Origin of the sequence: Flavobacterium cupreum, from assembly GCF_003996965.1 — a bacterium.
GTDB lineage: Bacteria > Bacteroidota > Bacteroidia > Flavobacteriales > Flavobacteriaceae > Flavobacterium > Flavobacterium cupreum.
This window is the reverse complement of the sequence record NZ_QWDM01000011.1, coordinates 11566-36668: the sequence shown is the minus strand read 5'-3', so window position 1 is coordinate 36668 and position 25103 is coordinate 11566. Positions and strand designations below refer to the sequence as shown.

Annotated in this window: 25 protein-coding genes; 13 read left to right on the top strand and 12 right to left on the bottom strand. The window is 36.1% G+C overall.

Going from position 1 to position 25103, the window contains the following annotated elements; all coding sequences use genetic code 11:
- Nucleotides 1-14: 14 nt before the first annotated feature.
- Complete coding sequence (locus tag D0817_RS16600) at nt 15-1040, top strand: COX15/CtaA family protein (protein WP_127339498.1); 1026 nt, start codon at nt 15-17, stop codon at nt 1038-1040.
- A gap of 63 nt (nt 1041-1103) precedes the next feature.
- Here D0817_RS16600 and D0817_RS16595 read toward each other — a convergent pair whose 3' ends face one another.
- From D0817_RS16595 to D0817_RS16555, 9 genes are all read right to left on the bottom strand, one after another.
- A complete protein-coding gene (locus D0817_RS16595) occupies nt 1104-1871 on the bottom strand; it encodes a LytR/AlgR family response regulator transcription factor (protein WP_127339497.1) in 768 nt (255 codons plus the stop codon).
- 41 nt (nt 1872-1912) lie between these two features.
- A complete protein-coding gene (locus D0817_RS16590; protein ID WP_127339496.1) occupies nt 1913-2284 on the bottom strand; it encodes a 2TM domain-containing protein in 372 nt (123 codons plus the stop codon).
- Between the two features lie 17 nt (nt 2285-2301).
- The gene (locus tag D0817_RS16585) at nt 2302-2607 is read right to left on the bottom strand and encodes a 2TM domain-containing protein (protein WP_238160897.1); all 306 of its coding nucleotides are present in this window, start codon (nt 2605-2607) and stop codon (nt 2302-2304) included.
- A gap of 2 nt (nt 2608-2609) precedes the next feature.
- On the bottom strand, nt 2610-2939 hold the full coding sequence (locus D0817_RS16580) for a 2TM domain-containing protein (RefSeq protein ID WP_127339619.1): 330 nt from the start codon (nt 2937-2939) through the stop codon (nt 2610-2612).
- Nucleotides 2940-2941: 2 nt separating this feature from the next.
- Complete coding sequence (locus D0817_RS16575) at nt 2942-3244, bottom strand: 2TM domain-containing protein (protein WP_127339494.1); 303 nt, start codon at nt 3242-3244, stop codon at nt 2942-2944.
- 1 nt (nt 3245) lies between these two features.
- Nucleotides 3246-4604, bottom strand: coding sequence for a histidine kinase (locus D0817_RS16570; protein ID WP_127339493.1), 1359 nt, complete (start codon nt 4602-4604; stop codon nt 3246-3248).
- A gap of 18 nt (nt 4605-4622) precedes the next feature.
- On the bottom strand, nt 4623-5246 hold the full coding sequence (locus D0817_RS16565; protein ID WP_127339492.1) for a hypothetical protein: 624 nt from the start codon (nt 5244-5246) through the stop codon (nt 4623-4625).
- Between the two features lie 38 nt (nt 5247-5284).
- Nucleotides 5285-5695 (bottom strand): DUF2141 domain-containing protein, encoded by a 411-nt coding sequence (locus tag D0817_RS16560; RefSeq protein ID WP_127339491.1) that lies wholly within the window; start codon nt 5693-5695, stop codon nt 5285-5287.
- 253 nt (nt 5696-5948) lie between these two features.
- Nucleotides 5949-8114: a TonB-dependent receptor gene (locus D0817_RS16555; protein WP_127339490.1), complete on the bottom strand. Its 2166-nt coding sequence runs from the start codon at nt 8112-8114 to the stop codon at nt 5949-5951.
- A gap of 162 nt (nt 8115-8276) precedes the next feature.
- On the opposite strand from D0817_RS16555, the gene D0817_RS16550 reads away from it, so the two are divergent.
- The 10 genes from D0817_RS16550 to D0817_RS16505 all read left to right on the top strand — a co-directional run bounded on the left by D0817_RS16550 (nt 8277) and on the right by D0817_RS16505 (nt 15984).
- Nucleotides 8277-9029, top strand: a complete 753-nt coding sequence (locus D0817_RS16550; protein WP_127339489.1) for a carbon-nitrogen hydrolase family protein — start codon at nt 8277-8279, stop codon at nt 9027-9029.
- A 58-nt stretch (nt 9030-9087) separates the two neighbouring features.
- The gene (locus tag D0817_RS16545) at nt 9088-9546 is read left to right on the top strand and encodes a DinB family protein (RefSeq protein ID WP_127339488.1); all 459 of its coding nucleotides are present in this window, start codon (nt 9088-9090) and stop codon (nt 9544-9546) included.
- Between the two features lie 33 nt (nt 9547-9579).
- Nucleotides 9580-10188: a hypothetical protein gene (locus D0817_RS16540; RefSeq protein WP_127339487.1), complete on the top strand. Its 609-nt coding sequence runs from the start codon at nt 9580-9582 to the stop codon at nt 10186-10188.
- Between the two features lie 21 nt (nt 10189-10209).
- The gene (locus D0817_RS16535; RefSeq protein ID WP_127339486.1) at nt 10210-10785 is read left to right on the top strand and encodes a sugar O-acetyltransferase; all 576 of its coding nucleotides are present in this window, start codon (nt 10210-10212) and stop codon (nt 10783-10785) included.
- A complete protein-coding gene (gene gloA2, locus D0817_RS16530) occupies nt 10785-11174 on the top strand; it encodes an SMU1112c/YaeR family gloxylase I-like metalloprotein (protein ID WP_127339485.1) in 390 nt (129 codons plus the stop codon). Before D0817_RS16535 ends, gloA2 begins: the two co-directional genes overlap by 1 nt.
- Nucleotides 11175-11475: 301 nt before the next feature.
- Nucleotides 11476-12756, top strand: coding sequence for a chloride channel protein (locus D0817_RS16525; protein ID WP_127339484.1), 1281 nt, complete (start codon nt 11476-11478; stop codon nt 12754-12756).
- A 2-nt stretch (nt 12757-12758) separates the two neighbouring features.
- Nucleotides 12759-13358 carry an HPP family protein gene (locus D0817_RS16520; protein WP_127339483.1) on the top strand — a complete coding sequence of 200 codons (600 nt, stop codon included), beginning with the start codon at nt 12759-12761 and terminating at the stop codon, nt 13356-13358.
- A gap of 505 nt (nt 13359-13863) precedes the next feature.
- Complete coding sequence (locus D0817_RS16515; protein ID WP_127339482.1) at nt 13864-14403, top strand: IS1096 element passenger TnpR family protein; 540 nt, start codon at nt 13864-13866, stop codon at nt 14401-14403.
- Nucleotides 14404-14546: 143 nt separating this feature from the next.
- Nucleotides 14547-14879 (top strand): four helix bundle protein, encoded by a 333-nt coding sequence (locus D0817_RS16510; RefSeq protein WP_306462220.1) that lies wholly within the window; start codon nt 14547-14549, stop codon nt 14877-14879.
- Nucleotides 14880-14925: 46 nt separating this feature from the next.
- Nucleotides 14926-15984: a nucleoid-associated protein gene (locus D0817_RS16505; protein ID WP_127339481.1), complete on the top strand. Its 1059-nt coding sequence runs from the start codon at nt 14926-14928 to the stop codon at nt 15982-15984.
- Nucleotides 15985-16068: 84 nt separating this feature from the next.
- Here the strand turns inward: D0817_RS16505 and D0817_RS16500 are convergent, their stop codons facing one another.
- Both D0817_RS16500 and D0817_RS16495 read right to left on the bottom strand, forming a co-directional pair.
- On the bottom strand, nt 16069-16650 hold the full coding sequence (locus D0817_RS16500; protein ID WP_127339480.1) for a TetR/AcrR family transcriptional regulator: 582 nt from the start codon (nt 16648-16650) through the stop codon (nt 16069-16071).
- A gap of 74 nt (nt 16651-16724) precedes the next feature.
- Nucleotides 16725-17477 carry an SDR family oxidoreductase gene (locus tag D0817_RS16495; protein WP_127339479.1) on the bottom strand — a complete coding sequence of 251 codons (753 nt, stop codon included), beginning with the start codon at nt 17475-17477 and terminating at the stop codon, nt 16725-16727.
- Nucleotides 17478-17706: 229 nt separating this feature from the next.
- Between D0817_RS16495 and D0817_RS16490 the strand changes: the two genes are divergently transcribed.
- Entirely contained in the window at nt 17707-20076 is a 2370-nt protein-coding gene (locus D0817_RS16490) for a GAF domain-containing protein (RefSeq protein WP_127339478.1), read from the top strand.
- A 40-nt stretch (nt 20077-20116) separates the two neighbouring features.
- Here the strand turns inward: D0817_RS16490 and D0817_RS16485 are convergent, their stop codons facing one another.
- Complete coding sequence (locus D0817_RS16485; RefSeq protein ID WP_127339477.1) at nt 20117-21295, bottom strand: Pycsar system effector family protein; 1179 nt, start codon at nt 21293-21295, stop codon at nt 20117-20119.
- A 26-nt stretch (nt 21296-21321) separates the two neighbouring features.
- Here D0817_RS16485 and D0817_RS16480 point away from each other — a divergent pair, with 26 nt between their 5' ends.
- On the top strand, nt 21322-25056 hold the full coding sequence (locus tag D0817_RS16480; RefSeq protein ID WP_127339476.1) for a metallophosphoesterase: 3735 nt from the start codon (nt 21322-21324) through the stop codon (nt 25054-25056).
- The last annotated feature ends 47 nt before the right edge of the window (nt 25057-25103 follow it).

Below are 25103 nucleotides of genomic sequence, written 5' to 3'. Positions count from 1 at the left end.
TAACTATTTACATAATGAAAAAAGAGAATAAATCAGTAATTATTTGGTTACTATCCGGTTGTGTTTTATTGTTTTTAATGGTGGTCGTAGGCGGTATTACACGTCTGACCAATTCAGGATTATCAATGACCGACTGGCATTTGGTCACCGACACTTTTCCTCCTCTGACAGATGCAAAATGGAATGAAGCTTTTGAACAATATAAAAAGTTTCCTGAATATCAGAAAATTAATATCCATAACGATTTTCAACTATCTGATTATAAATTCATTTATTTCTGGGAATGGTTCCACCGTTTTATTGGCCGTATCATCGGACTGGTTTTCTTTGTTCCTTTTGTTTATTTCCTCATCAGGAAAAAGCTGGATCGTGCGACTGTCAAAAAGTGTATCGTTCTTTTGGCAATGGGCGGGTTTCAGGGCTTTCTGGGCTGGTTTATGGTTCGCAGCGGACTAATTGACAATCCGGATGTAAGTCATTTTAGACTATCCTTACACCTTACTTTTGCATTTATCACTTTTGCTTATACATTGTGGGTTGCTCTTGACTTAATATATCCGGAAAGAAATTTCAATAAAATAGTGCCGCTTCGCAATATCGGAAGATTTGCCCTGGTTGCTTTGCTGATCCAGATTATTTATGGTGGATTTGTAGCAGGTTTAAATGCCGGATTAATCCATAATCACTGGCCTTTAATGAGTGACGGGCAATTTATACATGACTCTGTTTTTATTGAACAGTCAAGCCTGGTAAAAAACTTAATTGAAGGAAAAAGCGGTGTTCAGTTTGTACATCGGACTTTTGCCTATGTTGTAGTCGCCATTATTCTGTTTTTATATTACAAAAGCACAAAATTCCCCCTTTCCATAACGCAAAAAAACGGGATAAAAACGTTAGTTCTTTTTGTTTTCATTCAGTTTGCACTGGGTGTTTTTACCCTTTTGTATAGTGTTCCGCTGGCATTGGGACTGATCCACCAAATAATGGCATTCTTTCTTTTAAGTGCTATGACTTATACTTTGCACAGACTGAGTAAATAAGAAAAATAAAAAAATCCTTCAGTACGAAGGATTTTTTTTATTGGTTGACTTTTAACATTCGGTTTATCCCAGCCAGCCTTTAAAATCCTGAACTTTTTCGCGGCTTACAATCACCTCATCTTCTTTATAAGAGGGTAAAATAACTTTTAGACGCGAATTGGTATACACCTGAATTTCCTTTATCGCCTGAAGCGGTACAATAAACTTTCTGCTGACACGAAAGAAATCTTTCATGTCCAGTTCCTGTTCCAGAATTTCTAAAGTCGAATCGATTAAATAGTTCCTGTTATCGAAAGTATGAATGTAGGTTCCTTTGTTTTCGCTGAAAAAACATTCAATTTCATCGGTGGTAATCACTTTTAGATGTTGTCCTATTTTAACGGTAAATCGTTTTTTATAGTTCTTTTCAAAAGGATTCGACAACATTTTCCTGATTTGTTCAAAATCAAGCTGAAGGTTTGTTGTTTCCGTTTCTAATTTGGGAAGACGTGTTTTAAACTTGTTCACAGCAACATCCAGATCATCTTCATCAATAGGTTTTAGCAGATAATCGATACTGTTGAGCTTAAATGCTTTTAGGGCATATTCGTCATAAGCGGTCGTAAAAATAATGGCGCTTGTAATATTTATTTTTTCAAAAATTTCAAACGATAAACCGTCTGATAGCTGAATATCAAGGAAAATAAGATCCGGATGTTTATTATTGCTAAACCAATGAATCGATTCTTCTACAGAGTGCAGCATGGTTTCTACAGCAATATCTAACTTTTCAAGCTTTCGCTGCAACAATCTTGCAGCCGGTTTTTCGTCTTCTATAATTAATGTGATCATCTATCGATATGCAAAATTTGAAAAAAAAATAAAATTTAAAGTTACTCCCATTTATTCTTACTCTCTACTTCTTTATCCATATATTTTTTGATTTTTTTTTCCTCCCAATCTTTATTAAAAAAGAGATCAGGCCCGAAAACTGTAAAGGCATGAATGGCTAAAGCGATACCCCAGTAAAATGCTGTCGAATAAATTTCCCAATCGCGGAATCCTCTCAGTTCAAAATGATTTCCAATGAAACCTCTGCTATTCAGACTTGAAATAATGATAATAGCATTCACGATCACATAAATCTTTAAATGCGAGTAAAATCCTTTTATTTTTTTTACTTTTCTGTAAGCTTTATTATAGCTTTCGTCTGTGCTAAATTCGTGTGCATATTCTTCGTACATACGTCTTCTAAATCTTCCCATTTTTTTGTTCAGTTATATTATTTCCACTTGTTTTTGTTCTCTTTTTCTTTTTCCATCAATTCTTTGATTTTTCTTTCTTCCCAGTCTTTACCTAAAACCGGAAATACTTCAAAAACCTTTAATCCATGAAAAACAACTCCAAATCCCCACCACAATAGTGGCCAGAAAAACCATAAATACTGTGGAGATGTCCACAAATTAATGATAATCAAAATAATATTTACCCCGATAAAAGCGGTAAGATTACTATAAAAGCCTTTAATATTTTCTACTTTCTTTTTTGCAAGATAGTATCTGTCTTCTTCGTTATAATTTATTTCCATGATCACACCCATTTTTGTTTTTTTTGTTTCTTCTCTAAAATATATTTCAGTTTACGTTCCTCCCATTCCTCTCCGAAAACTTTAAAAGAAAGAAATAAATCTATTGCCGAAAATAAAAACACTGAAGTCCAGATTATCATTACAACATGATTTAAATATTTCAATGGAAAGAAGTTCAATGGAACCCCATAATATTCCTTTAATAAAAAAACTACCAATCCTGAAGCATACATTAAACTATGCATATAAAAGGATCTGAGCTTTACTGCCTTTTTTCTGAAGATTTGCTGAAACTCAAATCTTTGACGATCGTTGTTACAATTTGTTTCCATCATCATTCCCACTTTTGTTTTGTATTTCCTTTTTCCAAAAGCTCATTGATTTTTCGTTCTTCCCAGCTTTTATTAAAAATTGGTGAAAATCCAAAAGCTTTCATTCCGTGTAAAATTATCGGAATTGCCCATCCTGTTACGGAATATAAACACCATAAATAATCTGGCGAAGTCATTAGATTAACCACTATTACAATGGGATTACAAAGAAGGTATACCGCTAAGTGCTGGTAAAATTTCTTAATTTCATACACTCTTTTCTGAGCCTGATAGTAGCGTTCCCCTTTATCGTAATTTGGTTCCATATTATTTCCAGGTTTTTGGGTTGTTTTCTTTTTCTAAAATTTCCCTGATTTTTCGTTCTTCCCAATCAGAGCTATATCCAAACACTTTAAAAGCATGCATGGTAACTCCAAAGCCCCAGCCTAAAGCCGAAAACCAAAACCATTGAAATCCAGGAGAATAGGTTAAATTTACAAAAATTAAACACGGAATCACACAACAATACGAAATTACGTTGGCATAAAATCCTTTTAATTCTTCTACTCTCTTTTTAGCCCTGAAATAGGCTTTATTCTCATCACTATATTCTGCACTTGTGTCCATAACTGTAATTTGTTTGGTTAAAATCGGGATTTTAACGGTGAAGTTTTCTTCATTTTGTTCAATCAAAACTTTTCTGTCGGTTATAATTCCGTATCGGTTGACGATGTTTTGCAAACCAACGCCCTGACGATCCTGTAATACTTCTTTCTTCTGAAAATTATTCTGGATTGCGAGACAGTCACCATCAATAAAAATTTTGATATGCAATGGTTTTTGTTCGCTTACCACGTTATGTTTTACCGTATTTTCGAGTAAAAGCTGTAAGGACAAAGGCACCACTTTAGCGTCAGGTTTTATACCTTCTGCCGGCAATTCGTAAAACAAACTGTTTTCAAAACGCATTTTCAGCAGATTCATATAGGTTTTGGCAAAAGACAATTCCTCTTCCACTGAGACCAGTTCTTTATCTTTCTGTTCTAAAACATAGCGATAAATTTTCGATAGCGAAGTGGTAAATCGCTGTGCATTATCCGGATTTTCCTCAATCAGTGAGCTTAGCACATTTAAACTATTAAAAAGAAAATGCGGGTCTATCTGATTTTTTAAACTCTCGAATTTCGCGTTTGCTGTTCCCGCAATAATTTTCTGCTGGGTGACTTCAAATTTAGAGGCTTGTTTCCACTTTACCATAAAGCTTCTGGCCTGCATGAAGATTGAAACTCCCAATGATAAAATGATATAAAAAAGGTGTACCCAAATCATTCTTTCACTAAAAAACTTCTCCAAAGGAAGCTTCTGAACCACCACAAAAATGATATAGTTGATTCCTAAAACAGCCGGGACTGTATATAAAACAGTACACAGAATCCCGTAATAAACCCTTAGGTTCGTTTGTTCCAGCCAGTCCCATTTTTTATCTAAAAGAACATTCAGAAAACCATTTCCGAAACCGAGTCCAAAGGAATAAAGGCAACTTAAAAAGAACGTAAGCAATACATTTTTTACATTCAGATCGGCTCCTAAAAAAGCGGAGAATATGATTGTAAAGACCATAGAGATCTTGAAACACATGATTGTTCCGGTTCTCAAATTTGCAAATGTATTTTTATGGTCTTTCATTTAGGAACTGATTTGGTATTATTTTTTACAACTTTTTTGAGTTTCAAGTGCTCTGTCTAATCCCCATTTTGGTGAAAAAGGAGTTTCCGGTTTAAATGTAGCAAAAAGTTCGACAGCTTTATCAACCTGTACACACAATGGCTTTGTATCAACACCTGTCCATTTTGCTCCGCCTAACTGATAATCAGCTTCACCAAAAACAGCTCTCGGATTATTAGGATCTATTGCTTTCGCCTTAGCATAATTCTCCATTATTTTACCGGAATATTTTTGAGCGTTTGTCATCGGATCCTGTACAACCCAGGCCGTGTAAAGTAAAGCCTGTAAAACATATAATTCTGCGTTGTTCTGGTCTTTTATGAATTCAAGATCAAGTGCGTCCTGTGCTTTGGTCAGTAATAAATCTACTTTAGACTTATCTTTTTCTGTAAAAGAGCTCGTTGTATTTACTAATGCAACATAATAATTAGGTAACCAGCTGTTTTTTTCTGCAGAAGCAATTCTTTCAAACAAGGCCGAAGCTTCTGTATTTTTTCCTTCTTTCCAAAGTCCGAATGCTTTTCCCATTCCTTGTTCAAATTGTGTTTGTGCTGAACTTATTACTGCTACAAATAACGCGATTGTGGTAATTATTTTTTTCATTTTGGTTTGTTTTAAGGGTTGTTATTAATGTGTGTTTTTTAATTTAATACAATATCTATTTTTGAATTCTTATTAGCCGTAAATTTAGCATCTTTGTAGGAAGGCGGTCCCATAAATCCTTTTGCATTATTCGAACTTGCATAATCTTCAGAAGGAATTCCCATCATATTTTTATCCAGCTTTCCATTATTGTTTTCATCATGATATGTTGAAATTCCGTATTCTCCTTTTGGAATACCTGTAAATGTAACAGTTGCTTCATTATTTTTAATTTCAGAAACAACACTTTTGTAAGTCGTTTTCAGGAATGTTTCGTCTGAGTTGTACAAACCTACTTTGACAGTTCCCTTATTATTTTTCAAACCTGACACAGAAACGGTAAGATTTACATTTTGCGCAGACATTAAACTGCAGATAAAAAAAGTGATTAATGTAATAATTTTGGTCATGATTTCTTTTTTTTAAAGTTCTGATTTACTAAGGTTATGAGTGCCTGATTTTTTATTGATGATTAAAACGCTCTTATTAATTTATACTTCAAAAGTATAGCGGATTTTATTGTTTTAAAATTAAATGATACCGAGTTGTTGAATTTGGTTACTGAATTGTTTTTTTTTTTAAGGTTCTGAGATGCTAAGTTCCTGAGGTCCTAAGTTTTTTTTCTTACTCCCTCAGAACCTCAGCGACTTAGTAGCTTAGAAACTATAAATTCTTCAACTGATTCTCATTTTTATTCTGACTAATCGTCCAGAAGAAACCAACAAAGAAGAACCGGTCTGCTGTTGGTGTAACGGCCTGTCTGTTGTAAACTCCGTTGGCATCCGGTAATTTGGCGTAATCATATCCGAAAACATTTTGGCTTCCCAATACATTGGAAACAGAGAAATATAATATTTTTTGTGTCGTTAATAAATAAGCCCAGTTAAAGCTTAAACTATTGTATGATTTTGTCTTCCCGTTCATGAATTGTGTCTGATTTGGATCGTTATAAGGTCTTCCGGAACTGTAACTGTTGGTGAAACCAATCTGTGATTTCCAGTCGGTAATAAAATATTTGGTTACGATGGACAAACTATGATTTGCAACGAAATTTGGTGTCGCCATATTCGGAAAGTTTTTATACTGTCTTTCTGAATCGATATAAGAATAGGAAATCCAATATTCTAAATTTTTATACAAATTGCTGTCTCTCCAGAATAAATCCAGTCCTTTGGCATAACCCGAACCATTATTATTGAAAACCGAATTGTATTGAATATCTCTTGTATTGTACTGAACCAGATTGCTGTAATCTTTGTAGTAAGCCTCTGCCCTGAAGGTTTGCCCCGGTTTTGTAAATTGATAATTCAGAATATAATGCTGCGCTTTTTCGCTTTCAAACTGGTGTTGTTTTGAATACTTGATATAATCAACCACCGGTGCCTGGGAAAAATCCCCGTAAGCAAAAGAGAACTGGCTATGTTTAGCAATTTTGTACGCTATTGAAGCTCGTGGTGCCAGATTAGTTTCATCTAACAAACTGTTATTCGAAAGTCTTACACCAACTTTTAAAGCCAGGTTTTTCGAAAACAAAACATCTCCTTCCGTGTAAAAAGCGGCAATATTGGAATCGTAACCATTCGCAACCTTAGTCGAAATATTGTCATTAAAGTTTTCATTAAATTTTGTAATGAAATAATCGGCTCCGAAAGACAATTTAAAGTAATTAGAAACATTTTTTCTCAATTTCAATTTCAGCTGGGCAGCATTTTCATTAGTGTCCACATCAGTGATGTCAAATTTGACTTTGTTTTTACTGTACCCGTAACTGATTCCTGAAGTCAGTTGCCAGCCCGTTCCAAAATCTCCTTTGTAAGAAGCATTCAGGTAAAAATTATTATTGTTTAAGTCCGTTCTCACCGGTTCGGCAAAATTTATATTTTTCTGATTCAGGTCGAATTTTTCAGAATCAAAAGCAGCGTATAATTTAAAGATCCCATTCGTAAAATGATAACGATAAACAGCTTCTCCGCCCAAAGACTGATACGGACTATTCCAGTCTACATTTTGTGGAATAACCGCCTGATAAGGCGCTAAGTTGATATAATTGGTATTGATACTAAACGAACTTTTTTTCCACTTTTGCGTATTGCCTACTCCCAGACCAACCGTCATCAAAGCGATATCTGTCTTATTCTGATCCGGTTCGTCCTGTGTATTCAAAAGCAAAACACTTGATAAAGCTTCTCCGTATTCTGCAGAATAGCCACCGGTAGAAAAAGCGATTCCGCTAAACAAAAAAGGAGAAAAACGACTTCTGGTTGGCAAATTATTCGTACTTGCTCCATAAGGCTGCGCTACACGAAGTCCGTCAACGAAAGTCTGAGTTTCGCTGGCTTCCCCTCCACGAACGAATAAACGCCCATCTTCCCCAACGGTTTGTGTTCCCGGCAAAGTCTGTAAAGCAGCAATAATATTTCCGGCAGAACCGGCAGTGGTCACAATATCTAATGGTTTTAGCACTGAAACTCTTGCTTTATCGCCCGATTCTAAAGTTCCGGCAGTGATTACAACGGCATCAAGTGAATTTACATTTTCTCTCAATTTAACCGTCTGGCCCTTATAATTGGCAACATCAATTTCTTGTTTGTAAGTTTCATAGATTAGAAAACTTACGATCAGGAACTGGTTTCCTGTTGTTGTGGTTTCAAAAGAAAATTCACCTGTTTCAGAACTTGTAGCTCCATCATAGGTTCCGTCAATATAAATATTGGCTCCCGGAACGGGTTTTCCTTTTTGGTCAACCACTTTCCCTGAAATGGTATTTTGCGCAAAAGTGACAGCTGCAAAGAATAAAAAGGCAATTGTAAAAAGTAATTTGGTTTTCATACCGTGTTGGTTTAGATATTATTGGTTTTTGATGATACAAATGTATTTTAACAGTTTTAGTTAAAAAATATAAAATAACCCAATTGTAGAATTTCGGGGATGAGTTGTAAATTACTTATTTGTATATTAGCTTTCAGTTTGTCACATTTAAAAAAAGAATAAATGAACATAGCTCTCGCGCAGATAAAACCTTTAAAGGGAGACATTCCGGCTAACATCGAAAAGCACCTCAAATTTATAGAAATTGCTTCTTCGCTAAAAGCAACTTCCGTGTTTTTCCCTGAGCTTTCTTTAACAGGTTATGAGCCGGAACTTGCCAAAGCTCTTGCAACTCATCCGGACGATGGTCGAATGGATACTTTCCAGCAAATTTCGAATCGTAAAGAGATGACGATTGGTGTCGGAATTCCAACAAAAGCTGAAAATAGAATCCGAATCAGTATGATTGTATTTCGACCGAATCAGGAAAAACTCACCTACTCCAAGCAACAACTTCATGAGGATGAATTTCCTTATTTTGAAAATGGTCATGAACAAGTATTAATCGAAATTGAAAACCAAAAAATTATTCCCGCTATTTGTTATGAGAGTCTGCAAACAGCACATGCCGAAAAAGCAAGCAAACTGGGCGGAGAAATATATCTCGCCAGCGTAGCCAAATCACAAAATGGAATAGAAAAAGCTTTTGTACATTATCCCAAAGTTGCGCAAAAATATAGTATGCCCGTTTTAATGGCAAATTCCATTGGGCAATGTGATAATTTTATAAGTGTTGGCGGTAGTGCTGTCTGGACAAAAGAAGGAAAATTAGCAGGACAGCTTGACAATAAAAATGAAGGCGTTATAGTTTTTAATACGGAAACTGAAGAGATTACCAAACACAGTATTCAGGAGAACTCACTTTATACCCTTTGATAATCAGCTGAAAAACAAAAATTACATTTCAAGAAAAAAACAAAAAACCATAGTAGTTATGTCAGAAAACAAAAGAATTTCGAATTTATATCAGTCCATTTATAATGGAGAGCCCTGGCTGGAAGTCACTCTTGATGACACCCTAAAAAACGTAAGTGCAGAGCAGGCTTACCGAAAAATAAATCCAAATTTAAATACAATTTGGGAAATTGTAAACCATCTAATACAGTGGAGAAGAAACATTTTAAGGCGGGTTCAGGGCGAAACAGTTACCACTCCTGACCATAATTATTTTGTTCCGGTTTTAGATTCTTCCGAAGCAGCATGGGAACAGTCCCTGCAGAGCCTGGCGAAATCGCAGGAATTATGGAGTGCCTTTTTTGAGGATTTTAAGGATTCCGATCTGGAAAAAATATACCCGGGTAACAATCAGACCTATTACGAGCACATTCATGGAATCATTCAGCACGATGTTTACCATTTAGGGCAGATTGTTATTTTGAAGAAGCTTTTGTAAAAAAATAAACCCGAAATTAAATCGTCATTTTATATGAAAGACATTGATAAAGTACAAAACTTACTTCCCCTGGGTTATCTTTTTCTTGTCATTCTGGGAATTGCCAAAGAAAGTATCATCTATTATCAAATTGGGATAAATATTATCACCTATTCCTCTGTCATGGACATTTTGATAAGTCCAATCGCTGCCATTACGTCACATCCCGTGTTTTTTATAACTGTATTGGTGTTCGTTATTTTTTACTTTAAACTTCCGGAAATACTGCTCAGAAACGAAGATAAAAAATGGCTTCATAAATCTTTTGGCGTTGCCACTATCGAACCCGGATTATCAAAAGACGAAAGGCTTGACTATTATACCATTGTGGCAATAAAATCACTGGGTGTCTTTTTAGTCTGTGTCTTCCTGGGTTACGGTTTTGCGGATGGCAGGGCGATTTCCGAAAAAATAAAAAATAATAGCCTGAAATATAATTATCAATTAAATTACACTGATAATAAATCTGAAAATGTATATCTCATTGGTTCCAATACAGGCTATTTCTTCTATCTGGCAAAAGGAAACCCGGCTATCAAAATTGCACCTGTAGGAGCTGTAAAGAATATTGAACTGACCCAAAACAGAATGCTGAACAAATAAAAATCACGGTAACTACACGGTATGAAAACAGAAAAAGAAAAAATGATTTCGGGTGAATATTACATTGCGGGAGATCCTCTTTTAGTAAAAGAACGCCGAAAAGCCAAAAACTTATTGCATCGCCTGAATGTAACCGAATACCGTCTGACCAAAAAAGCAAAGGAAATTTTAACTGAATTAATCCCGAATACCGGAAAAAGTTTTTATATCGAACCCCCGTTTCATTGTGATTACGGATACAATATGATTTGCGGGGATAATGTTTATTTTAATGTCAATTGTGTAGTTTTAGACTGCGCGCCGGTAACGATCGGATCAAATGTCTTTTTTGCACCCAATGTCCAGATTTATACGGCGACCCATCCGCTTGACGCCGAATTACGCAAAACATTAGAAAATGCACTGCCTGTTTCTATTGGAGACGATTGCTGGATTGGCGGAAATTCAGTAATATGCCCGGGCGTAACTATTGGGAAAGGTTGTGTCATCGGCGCCGGATCTGTGGTCACCAAAGACATTCCCGACAACTCGCTGGCTGTTGGAAATCCGGCAAAAATCATTCGAAAATTAAATCAGGAATCCGAATCAAAATCATAATGCTTACTTTAAATAAAATACACCATATTGCCATTTTATGTTCCGATTATCAAAAATCCAAAGCTTTTTATACCGAAGTTTTAGGACTAACTATTATTCGCGAAATTTATCGTGAAGAACGTCAGTCGTATAAATTAGACCTCGCCTTAAACGGAAATTATATTGTAGAATTATTTTCGTTTCCCAATCCACCGAAGCGCCCGTCACGACCTGAAGCTGTGGGTTTGCGTCATTTAGCTTTTGAAGTCACTAATATTGAAGAAGCCATTGCTTTTTTAAATTCGAAAAATATTGAGTCAGAGCCCATTCGTATTGATGAAACAACAGAAAAAAGGTTCACTTTTATAGCTGATCCGGATTTATTGCCCATTGAATTTTATGAAAGATAATTTTGGGAAAGATTTAATCTTGAGAAGTCACGAAGTCGGAAATTTTTTTTCTCATTTATGTCATTTCGACCAAGGAGACTCGAGCGAAATGACAAACCAGTAGGTTTAATAATTAATTTAAATTAAACTTCTCAATTTTGCGAAATTATTCTTCAACAGTACACCATAAAAACAACTTAAAATTATCTCTCCAGATAACTTTTAACACAATATACTGAGCGTTTTTTATTAAAAAACGAATGTGATTGCCTAATTTTGTGAAATCGCAAATAAAATGCTGCGATTCTCAAATCTACTTCTGATGAACAAAACGGCACAAATCAAAAAAAATCATCAATTCATTGTTTTCCGAAAATTAGTTATTGTTTCTGTATTAATTGGTTTTCTTTCCGCATTCCTGGGAATTTCATTAAAAAAAATAACCGAATATTACGAAGAAATCTTCTTTCATGAAGTAACTGTACATCCGGTCTTTTTTGTTGTTTTTCCTGTTTTCGGATTATCTGTGATTTATTTTCTAAGACAGTATCTTTTTAAGAAAAAAGAAAACAAAGGCATTAAGGAAGTCTTTGAAAGCACTACATCAGGTTCAAAAAACCTTCCTTCCTACAAAATTCCATCCCACTTTATAAACGGACTATTAACCGTTATTTTTGGAGGCTCTACCGGAATCGAAGTTTCCACTGTTGTGGCTACTGCGACAATTGGTTCGGTGGCACAGCAAAAAGAAAATGTCTTCCGTAAATATAAAACAGAATTGATTTGTGCGGGCGTTGCCGCGGGAATTACAGCACTGTTCAGCAGTCCGGTTGCCGGAATTTTATTTGCTGTTGAAGTCATTTCCCGAAAAGTTACACGCGCCTTTATCATCACCAATGTAATTGCCGTTTCGATTGCTTTTGGTTTATTATCGATTTTAAAAGAAGAGCCTTTATTTACCGTTTCCATTACCACCTGGCATCTGAAAGCGATTCCGTATTTTATTCTTTTAGGCATATTGGCCGGAATAAATTCGGTTTACCTAACCCGTTGCGTCTTATTTTTCAAATCTCAATTCGGTAAAATTCAAACACATTATTACAAAATTCTTTTAGGATCAGTTATTTTGAGTGTTTCGCTATTTGTATTTCCACAATTGTACGGAGAAGGCTATCATGCTATAAAAATGATTTTTGGCAGTTCCGGCGAGCTTCCGTTAACCATAACTTTGGCATTGACTTTAACCGGAATTTTAATTCTGAAACCAATCGTTACTTCTGTAACATTAGCTTCCGGCGGCGATGGAGGTGTTTTTGCTCCAAGCCTTTTTATCGGTGGTTTTCTGGGACTTTTATTGTCTTCTGTTTTAAATACGTTTTTTAACACACAGGTAATTCCGGTCAATTTTATGATTATCGGAATGGCAGCTGTTTTAAGTGCCAGCATTCATGCCCCTTTCACTGCTATATTTTTAGTATGTGGATTAACAAACGATTATACCTTATTCCTTCCTATTTTAGCCGTTTGCCTGATTTCTAAATACACGGCAAAAATGATTTATCCGTATACCGTTTACACGTATTCTCCCAGTTTAATAAAATAAGCATGCCAGTTCAGAAAATTAAAAGAAGTTACCGCAAAACCCGTTACATCCTTTACAAGGAAACCTTAATTGACTATAAGGAACATTTTTGGTCCTTTCTGGGTTCTTTTGTCGGAATTGGAATTCTGGCGTATATACAATCCATACATTTTTCAGGAAATGATGCCGTTTATTTAATTGGTTCATTTGGAGCTTCGAGTGTTTTGGTTTACGGAATTATTCAGAGTCCTTTTTCACAGCCCCGAAATTTAGTTGGCGGACATGTCATTTCTGCATTGGTTGGCGTAACCGTTCATAAACTCGCTCCGGATATTATCTGGATTGCTGCACCACTGGCCGTTTCGCTTGCAATTATTTTAATGCAGATGACCAAAACACTGCATCCTCCTGGAGGCGCAACAGCACTTATTGCCGTCATAGGATCCGAAAAAATAAAAGCCCTGGGCTATATGTATGTACTATCCCCTGTTCTGGTAGGCGTTTTGATTTTGCTTCTGGTCGCTTTAATTTTTAACAACATGACATCAGGCAGAACTTATCCAAGTCACAGCACTTATCATAAGCATTATCAAAAGATCAGAAAAAGACTGGCGGGAAAATAGTTTTTTTCGAAGATGCATTTTATCCTGAGCGAATTCAAAGGCGTGCCAATTGGAACGGGGCTTCGACTCCGCTCAGCCTGACAGTTGCAACGAAAATTTTAAACTTTAGTCATTATTAAAATCTGTAAGGTTTTGAAAACCTCAAAAGAAAGCATCTTGACCTGGTGGCATCCTAAGCGAACTCGAAGGCTTGCCAATTGGAACGGGGATTCGACTCCGCTCAGCCTGAAAGTCGCAACGAAAATTTTAAACTTTAGTCATTATTAAAATCTGTAAGGTTTTGAAAACCTCAAAACAAAGCATCTTGACCTGGTGTCATCCTGAGCGAAGTCGAAGGCTTGCCAATTGGCACGTGGCTTCGACTTCGCTCAGCCTGACACGGGCTACTACCAAACTTCATTGGTAAGATTAATCGCTTTGTAAAATCTTTTCAACAAAACGTAATTCAAAATTCGTATTTCGTTTTTTATATTTTACCTTTGACTTTTCAAAAAATACAAAGATTATGGTTTATAAATTTAGAGTAATTCTAGACGCCGAAGAAGATATTTTCAGAGACATTGCTATTCTTGAGGATGATACTCTTGAGGATTTACACAATGCAATCTTCAACGCTTTTGGTTTTGACGGAATGGAAGTAGCTTCGTTTTATACCTGCGATGAAACTTGGAATCAGGAAGATGAAATCCCGCTTTTTGATACCGGAGACGTTCCCGGCGAACAAAAAATCATGAGTGATTACGCATTATCTGATCTCTTAGACAAAGAAAATACCAAAATTATCTATGTGTACGATTTCATCAATATGTGGACATTCCTTGTAGAACTGGCCGCTGTAGAAGAGCAATCGGCTACCGCAATTTATCCGGAAACTTTATTCTCTCATGGTGAGATGCCGGACGAAGCCATAGAAAAAAACTTTGAAGCCGACATGCACGACGATATCTACGGAGAATTTGAAGACGATTTGGACGAAGATGATCTCGATATGTTTGAAGGAGACGACAGCTTTGAGGATTTCGGGTTTGAGGAGAATTGGAATTAATTTTTTTTGGGTTCAAAGGTTCAGAGTTGCAAAGGGTCAAAGGTTTCTTTTAAACTATTAATTTTGAAAAGTAATAAAATTCTTATTTTTGTGTTTGATTTTTAAATACATTAAATGATGAATACTTTTCGAGACCTTCTAATCTGGCAAAAATCGATGAACATGTAACAGAAATTTACCAATTAACAAATTCATTTCCCAAAGAAGAAATTTATGGACTATCTTCACAAATCAGAAGATGTTCAGTATCAATACCCAGCAATATTGCCGAAGGTTATGGCAGAGATGGCAATAATGATTATCTTAGATTTTTAAATATTTCAATGTCATCATTATTCGAGATGCAAACCCAGCTTGAAATCTCATTCAATTTAAAATTTTTAAACGAGAATCAATTTAACAAAATAAATGGAGAAAGCAGAGAGCTAGAGCGTATGTTAAGTGCCTTTATTCGAAAGATAAAAGACAGAAACTAAACCTTTGTTCCTTTGAGCCTTTGCCACTCTGAACCTAAATAGAAACATGATCAACTTATTCAACACCCACATCGAGACGCTTTCAATACACCGCGTAGGAAACAAAAGCAGAAACGAAGCGATTTTTTTATCGGAACAGCCATTTAATTTAAATGATGAAATTGTGCCTTTGATAAAAGAGTACTTCTTTAAGCCTTTTAGAGAAAAAGAAGAAAACTATTATCAGTTTGCGCACGAAGTAGATTTGGATTATAACGACATGTTTAAATACGCTACGGAGATTTTTGCCAATCCGGCGAATGTGCAGGAGATTTCCAAAAAAATCACGACACATTTATTCGAGCAGTCCAATCACCCGCATATTAAGAACGGAGAGGTTTATGTAACCTACCTGACCAATCTAAGTATTGACAACAATGTTGTGGATGCTATCGGAATCTTTAAAAGCGAATTGCAGGCTGACTTTTTACAATTCGAAGAAAAAGACAGCAATCTTGAAATGATCCTGCAGCAGGGAATCAACCTGAGCAAGTTAGACAAAGGATGCCTGATCTTTAATTATAAAAAAGAAGAAGGGTACAAAATCCTTACCGTAGACAGCAACCGTTATGATGCGCGCTACTGGTTAGAGCATTTTTTATCTGTTGATGCCTTTGAAGATGAAAACTTCATTACTAAAAAATACCTGAAATTTTGTCAGAACTTCGCCAAAGACGTCGTTTTACCGGCAGAAGACAAAAAAGAAGAAGTGATGTTTATGAACCGATCAGTGAATTATTTCGCCAAAAATGATCAGTTTGAGGAACAAAATTTCTTAAATGAAGTATTAGACAACCCCGACTTAATTCCTGAATTCAAAAACTATAAAGTAGATAAAGGAGAAAAATATAGCATCGAAGATGTAACCTCATTCCCAATTGCCAACTCAGCAGTTTCTGACGCCAGAAAATCGATTAAAAACGTGATTAACCTGGATACGCATATTCAGATAAAAATGGATTTCATCAATCCGGAAAGCGCAGAAAAATACGTTGAAAAAGGGTGGGATGAAGAAAAACAAATGTATTACTATTTAGTTTACTTCAATAAAGAAGAAAAAAGCTAGAAAGTCATTCATTTTCTATTACTTACTTAAACAAAAAACGGCAACTACTATTTGTAATTGCCGTTTTTTAATTCAAATATTTCCTTAAAACAAAGAAAACAGTGCTTTGAGAATATCATCATAGACTTGTTTGTCTTTCTCGCCGGAACGGGCCAAAACCCTGATGCCGGTATAATTGTTAAAGATAAAACGAGCCAGTGTCCTTGCATTCTGCTGTACTGAAATCTGGCCTGCCTCCTGCCCTTTTTTTACGGCTCTCAGAAAAACCGCTTGCATTGTCTGCCTGTTATCGTTTACTATTTTGGCAATCTCTTCGTCATGCATGGCGAGCTCTACCGAAGAATTCACCATAAAACAGCCTTTAGTAATCCGGTCTTCCAGACTTTCCAAAACTGCTTGTTTAAAAATCACAGTCAGTGCGGCTTTTATATCTACAGCTTCTTCTAAAAGATTTTTGACATAATCCTGCCCCTGTTTCTGGTATCTTTTCAGGGCCATGGAAAAAAGCTTTTGCTTGTCACCAAAGGTATCGTACAGACTGGAACGGCTTAGACCCAAATGGGTTACCAAATCCTGCGCCGAAGTTCCGTTGTACCCTTTGTGCCAGAAAATTTCAATAGCTTTATCCAATACCTGCTCTTCGTTAAATTCTTTCGTTCTGGCCATGACTTCCTAATTAAATTCTGTACAAAGATATAAAAAATACGGAACAATCGTTCCTGAATTAGTCTAAAAAAAAATTAAACTACCGCGTTAACGATCAGTCCACCGTCCACAACGACTTCGGTACCTGTTATAAATGAGGCGTCATCAGAAGCCAGGAAAGCTACCGTTTTTGCAATTTCAGACGGTTTACCAAAACGTTTCAATAATATTTTTTCACTCAAAACAGCTCCAAAACCTTCCACTTCTTCTTTTTGCAAACCTAATTTTCCGTAAAGCGGAGTTTCAACAGGTCCGGGAGAAACAGCATTGATTCTGATATTTCTTGGTGCCAGTTCAGTAGCAAACACACGGTTTAAAGATAAAAGTGCTGCTTTGCTGGCGGCATATACTCCGGAGTTTGGCATACCCACACTTGCATTGATAGAAGTATTAAAAATTACTGAACCTCCGTCATTCAGAATAGGCAATAATTTCTGAAGTGTAAAATAAACGCCTTTTACATTGACATCCATAATAGAATCGTAATGTTCTTCTGATGCCGATTCCAAAGGTGAAAAGGAAGCCACTCCTGCATTTAAAAATACAATATCAATTTTACCGAATTTTGCAGCTACTTCAGCTACTAAATTATCAATTGATTTTAAATCGCCCTGATCGGCTACAATTCCGGTGACATTCAACTCTTTTTCTGCCTGAAGCAAAGCCTCTTTGTTTCTTCCGGTCACAATTACTGTTGCGCCTCTTTCTACAAATTCTGCTGCTGCAGCATACCCGATTCCGCTATTTCCACCTGTCACAATAGCTACTTTTTTGTCTAAATTTTTCATTTTTATTTGTTTTTAAATTATTGATTATTCAATTATTATGGAGCAAAGATATAATAACGGAACGATCGTTCCGTTATTATCAAAGTTAATATTTTGTTAAATAAAAAAGATGCCCTGAATACGCCACTTTCCCATGCTTGAAAATCTATGGTGCCATAAGCGAAACAGATGGTAAAATCATTGACATTCTTAATTTTTGCTTAATTTTGCACTCTAAACCCAAAAACAAATGGATACTCTTTTGCACGCAGATAGTCCCTTTAAAACAATAATCTCTTTTCATAAATTAATAGAGTCATTTGAAGAAATTGCTCTATCAAATGTAGATTACCGATCGAATTATGCGAAAGCTATTTTAAAACAGATAGAATCTATACCTCAATTGAAGACTGGAATTGAAGATTTTAGTATCATCAAGAATAATGAGGCTTTAATAAAAAACATATTAGCCGATTTGTTTCCCACTGCTTTAACGCATAATGAAATTAAAGCAGTTACTATTCCATTTCAGAACATCTCCTTTAATTATACAGAGCGCTTCAAAAAAATATTACGCAACGCCGGTGATGAGTTTTATATGGAAATTCGTGATTTTGATAATCACCAGTTCTATATTAATAACTGCTGCCTGATTTTGAGCAGTTATTATGGACAAAATATAGATTTCAATAAGATCTTTTTTTATGATATTCCGGATGAAAACGGAATTGAAAAACATTACCGCATTCTGTACAATGCCGATTTCATGGAAATCACGCCAACAGAACATTCAGTTTCCCTTACACAAAATGATATTGATGAGCTGATTGACAATTATAATGATATTGAGCTTTGGAAATCGAAATTCCCTCCGGGAAGCTGGATGCTAAAAGGTTTCGGGATTGTTTCCTTATTTGATGCCACTACGGAAAGTGCCATTTCCAATTTAAAAAGCAATCTGCTGAAACCGGATACAAAAACGGTAGCTTCCAATGATATTATCGAAAATATTTTTAAATCTATTTTCAAAATCCCTGATTTAAAAGTTGGTTTTATTATCTACAATCCCGAAGAAGAAAAATTTATCAGGCCTGTCAAATTCGACAATCAGCTGCAAAGTTTTTTACTTTCAACCGATCAGGAAGTAGATTGTAAAAATGCTTTTTTCGGATGCTCTTTTGAAAATTTATTAGACAAACAGGAACCTTTTGTCATTTCTAATGTTAAAAAATTTATAGAAACCTCTCCAAATAAAAGACTGGGTGAGCATTTATTAACACAAAACATTCAGAGCTGTGTTTTTGCCCCGGTGATTAAAGACGGCCATTTATTGGGTGTTGTCGAATTGGTTTCTGAAAACCCAAGAAGTCTAAACAGTGTAAACGCGACGAAACTCGAACTGGTACTGCCTTATTTAACCGATACTATCGATCGTTACAATACGGATATGCAGCATCAGGTAGAAGCAATTATTCAGCGTGAATACACCACAATTCACCCAAGTGTGTACTGGAAATTTAAAAAGGAATCCCAAAATTACTTTCAAAATAACAATCCAACCAAAGATTATATCTTTAAGGAAATTGTCTTTAAAAACGTTTTCCCGTTATACGGACAAATTGATATTAAGGGGTCTTCGGAGCATCGAAATGAAACGGTTAAGAGAGATTTAAAAAATCAGCTCACGACCATTCTGGAAATTTTCGGTAACCAGAAACCCAACAGCAATCTGATGCTGCTTGAGCAACGCAAATTTGAATTAGAATCATTACGCGATGAACTGGATCAGCCTTTAAAAGCAGATACGGAGCAACATATTCAGCGGTATATAGAAGAAGAAATTCATCCCCTTCTAAAAAACACAAAGGATACGGCCAAAGATGAAAGATTAGAAAAGCTGTATTTTGAAAGCCTCGATGAAAAAACAGGCATGTTCTATCAGGAAAGAAAGAAATTTGATAATGCGATGTCTATTATCAATAAAAAACTGGCTTCTGTTCTGGACAGAAAACAACTGGAAGCCCAGCAAATTTATCCGCATTATTACGAGCGTTTTAAAACAGATGGTGTAGAGCATAATTTATATATCGGATCTTCCATAGCACCGACAAAACCGTTTGACATCATGTACCTGCATAACCTGCGTTTATGGCAGCTGCAGACTTTATGTGAAATGGAACTGGAACATCATCAGCTTAAAGAATCCCTGCCCTACGAACTGGATGTGACTTCATTGATTCTGGTATTCAGTTCAGCGCTTTCAATTCGTTTCAGAATGGATGAAAAACGCTTTGATGTTGACGGAACATACAACGCCAGATATGAAGTTGTTAAAAAACGTATTGACAAGGCTAATATCAAAGGCACCAAAGACCGAATTACGGAGAAAGAAAAAATTACGATCGTATATTCCCAAAATGGTGAAGAAGCCGAATATTTAAAATATATCAAGTATTTGCAACACAAAAAAATACTGGAACCCGCTATCGAGCAATTTGAAGTAGAAGATTTACAGGGAGTTTCAGGCTTAAGAGCCATCCGCGTCAAAGTAATCAATAACATTACCAACGCAAACGCCAAAAAAATCACGTATCAGGATTTACTGGATGAACTCAACTAATTTTATTAAAAAAGCTCAACTTAAATAGTTGAGCTTTTTTTTATAAGGTTTTAAAAGCAATCACAAATGCGATAACGGTGACGATAATTCCCACCATAAAAAAGTTATACGCAATTCGCAGTAAATTATATTTACGCTGCAGTACTAATCCAAGATAGTACAAATCCTTGATCATGGTAGAATATAAATAATCGCGGTCTTTCATCATTTCATTCATCGCCCAGTCGTAATCTTCCAGAGGCATTTTGTAGAAATTTCCAAAAAACATCAGATTCACTTTTTTAGCTTCAACATCATCACGGGTAAAGAAACCCGAAGTTACTTTGGGACGTGTAGACAAAATGGCAAAAATAATAGTAATCACACTGGACATCAGCATAATAAATGTCGGAATCACCAGGTGGGCATTTTTCGGACTGTCTAATTTTGGTATAATGGAAGAAAGTGCAATCGAAATAATAATCGCATTTACAGACAACAGAATATTGGCTTTACTATCTGCAATTCCGCTCAGACGCGTGTGATTTCCGAGAGTTACGCGAAATAAGGTATCTACGCCACGATCGGGTTTTTCTACTTTATCTTTCTTTTTTTCATCGTCTTCGTGCTCTTTCGCTTTTTTCAATTCCTCCTTATTCAGTCTTTTCTGAACTGTCGCTATATTCTTTTCTTTTAGAGGCTGCCATTTTTTTAAAGCATAATCGGTGTAAAACCGATGTTTGTTGATTAAAAAACTCAGATTTTCTTTAGCCCAATCTAAACTGGAAAAAGACAAATCCATGGTGTTTTTCAACTCAAAACGCAGCAATTCGCAGGTCGATTCGTATTCTAAGCTGGTGATATGAACGAAATCGGCATCTTTTATGATCTTTTCCAGGTGCGTCTGCGGAACATAATATTTGTTGGTAGCCATAATAAGTTTCGAAACTTCGGCTATAAATTCATCCGATTGCTCTTTCTCTTTCAAAAACTTCGTTGCAATCTTTACACTCTCATTTTCATGGTCTTCAACTCCATTTATATAACCCGTATCATGAAACCATGCAGCTACCAAAAGTATTTCTTTTTCGGCATCTCCTATATTTTCTTTGTTACAAAGCTTCTTAACAGCAGAAACTACATTAAAAGTATGGTTAATATTATGGTACGAATATAAATTAGAAAGTTTATCTTTGAGTAAATTACTGACGAAATCTTCGGATTGTTCTATTAGATTCATAAAGAATATTTTTATACCACGAAATTATGAAATTGTTTTTGGATAACCATTTTATTACCAAGATTAAAAACTATTCTTTGGCAATAACCTCTTTGTTTATACTTTATTCCTGTGCTACGCATAAAGCACAGTACGGAAAAAGTGTCAGCGCCAACGAAAATGAAAACGCAACAGATACCATAAAAATTGCTCATACTATTTTTTTAGTCGGAGATGCAGGAAATGCTGACGAAGAACAAGCTCAGCAAACGCTTGAATTACTGCATAAAAAACTAAAAAAAGCAAATAAAAAGTCGACTTTAGTCTTTTTGGGAGACAATATCTACCCAAAAGGTTTTCCCGCTGATAACAATGCTGCCGAAAAGGCAATTGCAGAGACAAAACTTAAAAATCAATTGAAGCTAACAGAAGGCTTTAAAGGAAAAACGATCGTTATTCCGGGAAATCACGACTGGTACAGCGGTATCGGCGGTCTGGAACGTCAGGCTGAATTTGTAACGAAATTTCTTAACGACAAAAAAGCTTTCTTACCCCGAAAAGGCTGCCCGATTGAAGATGTTAAAATCGACAGTACGTCGACATTAATTACGGTTGACAGCGAGTGGTATCTCGAAAACTGGGACCATCACCCTACTGTTAATGACAATTGCGACATTAAAACCCGCGAAGATTTTTTCGATGAACTTGAAAACCTTTTAAACAAAAACCAGGAAAAAACAGTCGTTCTTGCCATTCATCATCCTTTAATGAGCAACGGTACGCACGGCGGTCAGTTTTCATTAGAGAAACAATTATTTCCGCTTGAGAATAAAATTCCCCTTCCTATTATTGGGTCTTTTATCAATTTATTACGAAAGACATCCGGTATTAGTCCACAGGATTTACAGAACAAACAATATACAATTTATGCGAAGCGCATCAAAACCTTACTCCGTGGACAGAAAAATGTAATTGTAGTTTCCGGACACGATCATAACCTGCAATATGTAAGCAGGGAAAATATCAAACAAATTATTAGTGGTGCAGGTTCAAAATCCGAAGCCGCAAGGGCTATAGGTGACAATGATTTTTCTTATGGAGGAAATGGTTACGCAACATTGACCTTATTTAAAAGTGGCGACGCAAAAGTTAATTTCTTCGGAAAAGAAAATCAAAAAGAAAAAATGCTTTTTGAACGCGAAATCATAAAAGCAAAAGAAATTAACTGGGCTGCCGGCAGTAGCACTAATTTCCCAAAAACGGTCACTGCTTCTATCTATGATAAAGAAATGACGAAGAAAAGTCTCTTTCACAGATTCTTATTCGGAAATCATTACAGATCCTACTACAGTTTACCAATCGAAGCCAAAACTGCAACTCTGGACACTTTGATGGGAGGTTTGAAACCGATTCGCGAAGGCGGCGGACATCAGTCTAAATCCTTACGAATGTCAGACAGCAAAGGCCGCGAATATGTAATGCGCGCCATGAAAAAGAGTGCCACCCAATTCCTGCAGTCCGTAGCTTTTAAAGATCAGTATATTGTAAATGATTTTGAAGATACCTATGCAGAAGGCTTTTTACTGGATTTCTACACTACTTCTCATCCTTACGCTCCCTTTGCAGTTGGAAACATGGCAGATAAATTAGGACTGGCACACACCAATCCTGTTTTATACTATATTCCGAAACAAAACGGCCTGAAAGAATTCAATTCAAATTTCGGGGACGAATTGTATATGGTTGAAGAAAGACCGGCTGACAATCATCTGGATGCCAAAAATTTCGGAAATCCACGAAATATCATCAGCACCGACGATATGATGAAAAATCTTCACAAAGACGAAAAGTATGCTGTTGATGAAAAAGAATACATCAAAGCCCGTCTGTTTGACATGCTGATTGGTGACTGGGACAGACACAGCGATCAATGGCGCTGGGGAGAATATAAAGTGGGCGACAAAATCCTGTACAGACCAATTCCACGTGACCGTGATCAGGCTTTTGTTAAATATGACGGAACATTGCTTTCGCTTTTAATGAATATTCCGGCACTTCGCCACATGCGAACGTTTAAAAACAAAATTGACAATGTAAAATGGCTAAACAGAGAACCTTATCCGTTAGACTTGGCTTTTCTTAAAACGGCTGATGAAAAAGACTGGATGGAACAGGCGAAATTTATTCAGCAGAATTTATCTGATGAAGACATCAATAATGCGTTTAAAAATTTACCTAAAGAAGTTCAGGATGGCACCATTAAAGAGATTGAGCAAAAATTAAAAAACAGGAAAAAAGAGCTGCAGAAATATGCATCCCAATATTTTGATGTCCTGAGCCATACCATAATGATTGCCGGAACAGATAAAAAAGACAAATTTCTAATCAATCATAATGTAAAAAATGGCCTGGAACTTAAAGTTTACAGGATTAAGAAAGAAGGTGACGAATTAATTTACACGAAAAATATAAACGATAGCAAAACCTGTAACCTGTGGATTTACGGTTTAGATGACAACGATACTTTTGAAGTAACGGGAAATCAGAAATCGAAAATAAAGATTCGTCTGATTGGTGGTCAGAACAATGATATCTATAACATTGAAAATGGAAAAAGAGTCATTGTCTATGATTTCAAATCAAAAGAAAACACCTATAATCTGGATTCAAAAACCCAGACACAGTTAACGGATGATTATGATGTTAATTTATACAATTACGAAAAACCAAAATACAATGTCGTTTCAGGACTTCCGAACATCGGTTTCAACCCTGATGACGGGGTAAAAGTGGGTATTAATTTAAATTATACCGTAAATAATTTCAAGCAAAATCCTTACACGCAAAGACACGTGGTAAATGCTTTTTACTATTTTGCGACGGGTGGTCTTGAATTTAATTATGTCGCACATTTCCCGGGACTTTTAGGAAAATGGGTCATTGATGTAGAATCACAATACACCACTCCGAATTTTGCCAAGAATTACTTTGGGTACGGAAATGAAACCCCAAATAACGATCAGGATGCCGGAATGGATTATAACAGAGTACGCATCCAGCAAATTAAAGTGGCACCTGCCCTAAGACACGTTGGGCGTTATGGAAGTGAACTGACTTTTCAGACCTTTTTCCAAAGGATGAAAGTGGAAGATACAGAGGGCAGATTCATAAACACTCCCGGTATTGTAAATCCGGACATTTTTGAAGGGCAGTCTTTCGGCGGAGCTAAAATTAAATATACTTTTAAAAACTCGGATTTTAAAGCAAAACCAACATTGGGAATGTCTTTTATGGTTGCGGCAACCTGGACAACCAATCTGGAGGACACCAAACAAAATTTCCCTGCTATTGAAAGCGCATTAGGCTTTACACACCGAATAGATCATAATGGAAAATTGATTTTGGCTACTTATGTGAAAGGGAAAGCGATTTTAAACAACAACTACGAATTTTATCAGGGTGCTACTCTGGGTGGAGATAACGATTTACGCGGTTACAGAAACGAACGATTTTTAGGAAGTTCCTATTTCTCACATAGTAGTGACCTTCGACTAAGTATCGGGAAAATTAATCGCACCATTGTTCCGTTTACCTACGGAATCCTGGGTGGTTTTGACTACGGAAGGATTTGGCTTGACGGAGAAAATTCAAGAAAATGGCATCAGGATTATGGTGGAGGACTTTGGCTAAATGCCGTTAACGTAATTACCGCCAGAATCTCCTATTTCAAATCTCCTGACGAAGTGGGAAGAGTAATTTTTGGGGCAGCGTATAGTTTTTAAACTTGCAGGTCCTGAGGGACTGAGTTGCTAAGGTTCTGAGACTTTGT

Excerpts from the sequence above, each read along its gene's own strand:
- D0817_RS16600 (WP_127339498.1), top strand. The coding sequence starts at position 15 with ATGAAAAAAGAGAATAAATCAGTAATTATTTGGTTACTATCCGGTTGT.
- D0817_RS16595 (WP_127339497.1), bottom strand. The coding sequence starts at position 1,871 with ATGATCACATTAATTATAGAAGACGAAAAACCGGCTGCAAGATTGTTG.
- D0817_RS16590 (WP_127339496.1), bottom strand. The coding sequence starts at position 2,284 with ATGGGAAGATTTAGAAGACGTATGTACGAAGAATATGCACACGAATTT.
- D0817_RS16585 (WP_238160897.1), bottom strand. The coding sequence starts at position 2,607 with ATGGAAATAAATTATAACGAAGAAGACAGATACTATCTTGCAAAAAAG.
- D0817_RS16580 (WP_127339619.1), bottom strand. The coding sequence starts at position 2,939 with ATGGAAACAAATTGTAACAACGATCGTCAAAGATTTGAGTTTCAGCAA.
- D0817_RS16575 (WP_127339494.1), bottom strand. The coding sequence starts at position 3,244 with ATGGAACCAAATTACGATAAAGGGGAACGCTACTATCAGGCTCAGAAA.
- D0817_RS16570 (WP_127339493.1), bottom strand. The coding sequence starts at position 4,604 with ATGAAAGACCATAAAAATACATTTGCAAATTTGAGAACCGGAACAATC.
- D0817_RS16565 (WP_127339492.1), bottom strand. The coding sequence starts at position 5,246 with ATGAAAAAAATAATTACCACAATCGCGTTATTTGTAGCAGTAATAAGT.
- D0817_RS16560 (WP_127339491.1), bottom strand. The coding sequence starts at position 5,695 with ATGACCAAAATTATTACATTAATCACTTTTTTTATCTGCAGTTTAATG.
- D0817_RS16555 (WP_127339490.1), bottom strand. The coding sequence starts at position 8,114 with ATGAAAACCAAATTACTTTTTACAATTGCCTTTTTATTCTTTGCAGCT.
- D0817_RS16550 (WP_127339489.1), top strand. The coding sequence starts at position 8,277 with ATGAACATAGCTCTCGCGCAGATAAAACCTTTAAAGGGAGACATTCCG.
- D0817_RS16545 (WP_127339488.1), top strand. The coding sequence starts at position 9,088 with ATGTCAGAAAACAAAAGAATTTCGAATTTATATCAGTCCATTTATAAT.
- D0817_RS16540 (WP_127339487.1), top strand. The coding sequence starts at position 9,580 with ATGAAAGACATTGATAAAGTACAAAACTTACTTCCCCTGGGTTATCTT.
- D0817_RS16535 (WP_127339486.1), top strand. The coding sequence starts at position 10,210 with ATGAAAACAGAAAAAGAAAAAATGATTTCGGGTGAATATTACATTGCG.
- gloA2 (WP_127339485.1), top strand. The coding sequence starts at position 10,785 with ATGCTTACTTTAAATAAAATACACCATATTGCCATTTTATGTTCCGAT.
- D0817_RS16525 (WP_127339484.1), top strand. The coding sequence starts at position 11,476 with ATGAACAAAACGGCACAAATCAAAAAAAATCATCAATTCATTGTTTTC.
- D0817_RS16520 (WP_127339483.1), top strand. The coding sequence starts at position 12,759 with ATGCCAGTTCAGAAAATTAAAAGAAGTTACCGCAAAACCCGTTACATC.
- D0817_RS16515 (WP_127339482.1), top strand. The coding sequence starts at position 13,864 with ATGGTTTATAAATTTAGAGTAATTCTAGACGCCGAAGAAGATATTTTC.
- D0817_RS16505 (WP_127339481.1), top strand. The coding sequence starts at position 14,926 with ATGATCAACTTATTCAACACCCACATCGAGACGCTTTCAATACACCGC.
- D0817_RS16500 (WP_127339480.1), bottom strand. The coding sequence starts at position 16,650 with ATGGCCAGAACGAAAGAATTTAACGAAGAGCAGGTATTGGATAAAGCT.
- D0817_RS16495 (WP_127339479.1), bottom strand. The coding sequence starts at position 17,477 with ATGAAAAATTTAGACAAAAAAGTAGCTATTGTGACAGGTGGAAATAGC.
- D0817_RS16490 (WP_127339478.1), top strand. The coding sequence starts at position 17,707 with ATGGATACTCTTTTGCACGCAGATAGTCCCTTTAAAACAATAATCTCT.
- D0817_RS16485 (WP_127339477.1), bottom strand. The coding sequence starts at position 21,295 with ATGAATCTAATAGAACAATCCGAAGATTTCGTCAGTAATTTACTCAAA.
- D0817_RS16480 (WP_127339476.1), top strand. The coding sequence starts at position 21,322 with ATGAAATTGTTTTTGGATAACCATTTTATTACCAAGATTAAAAACTAT.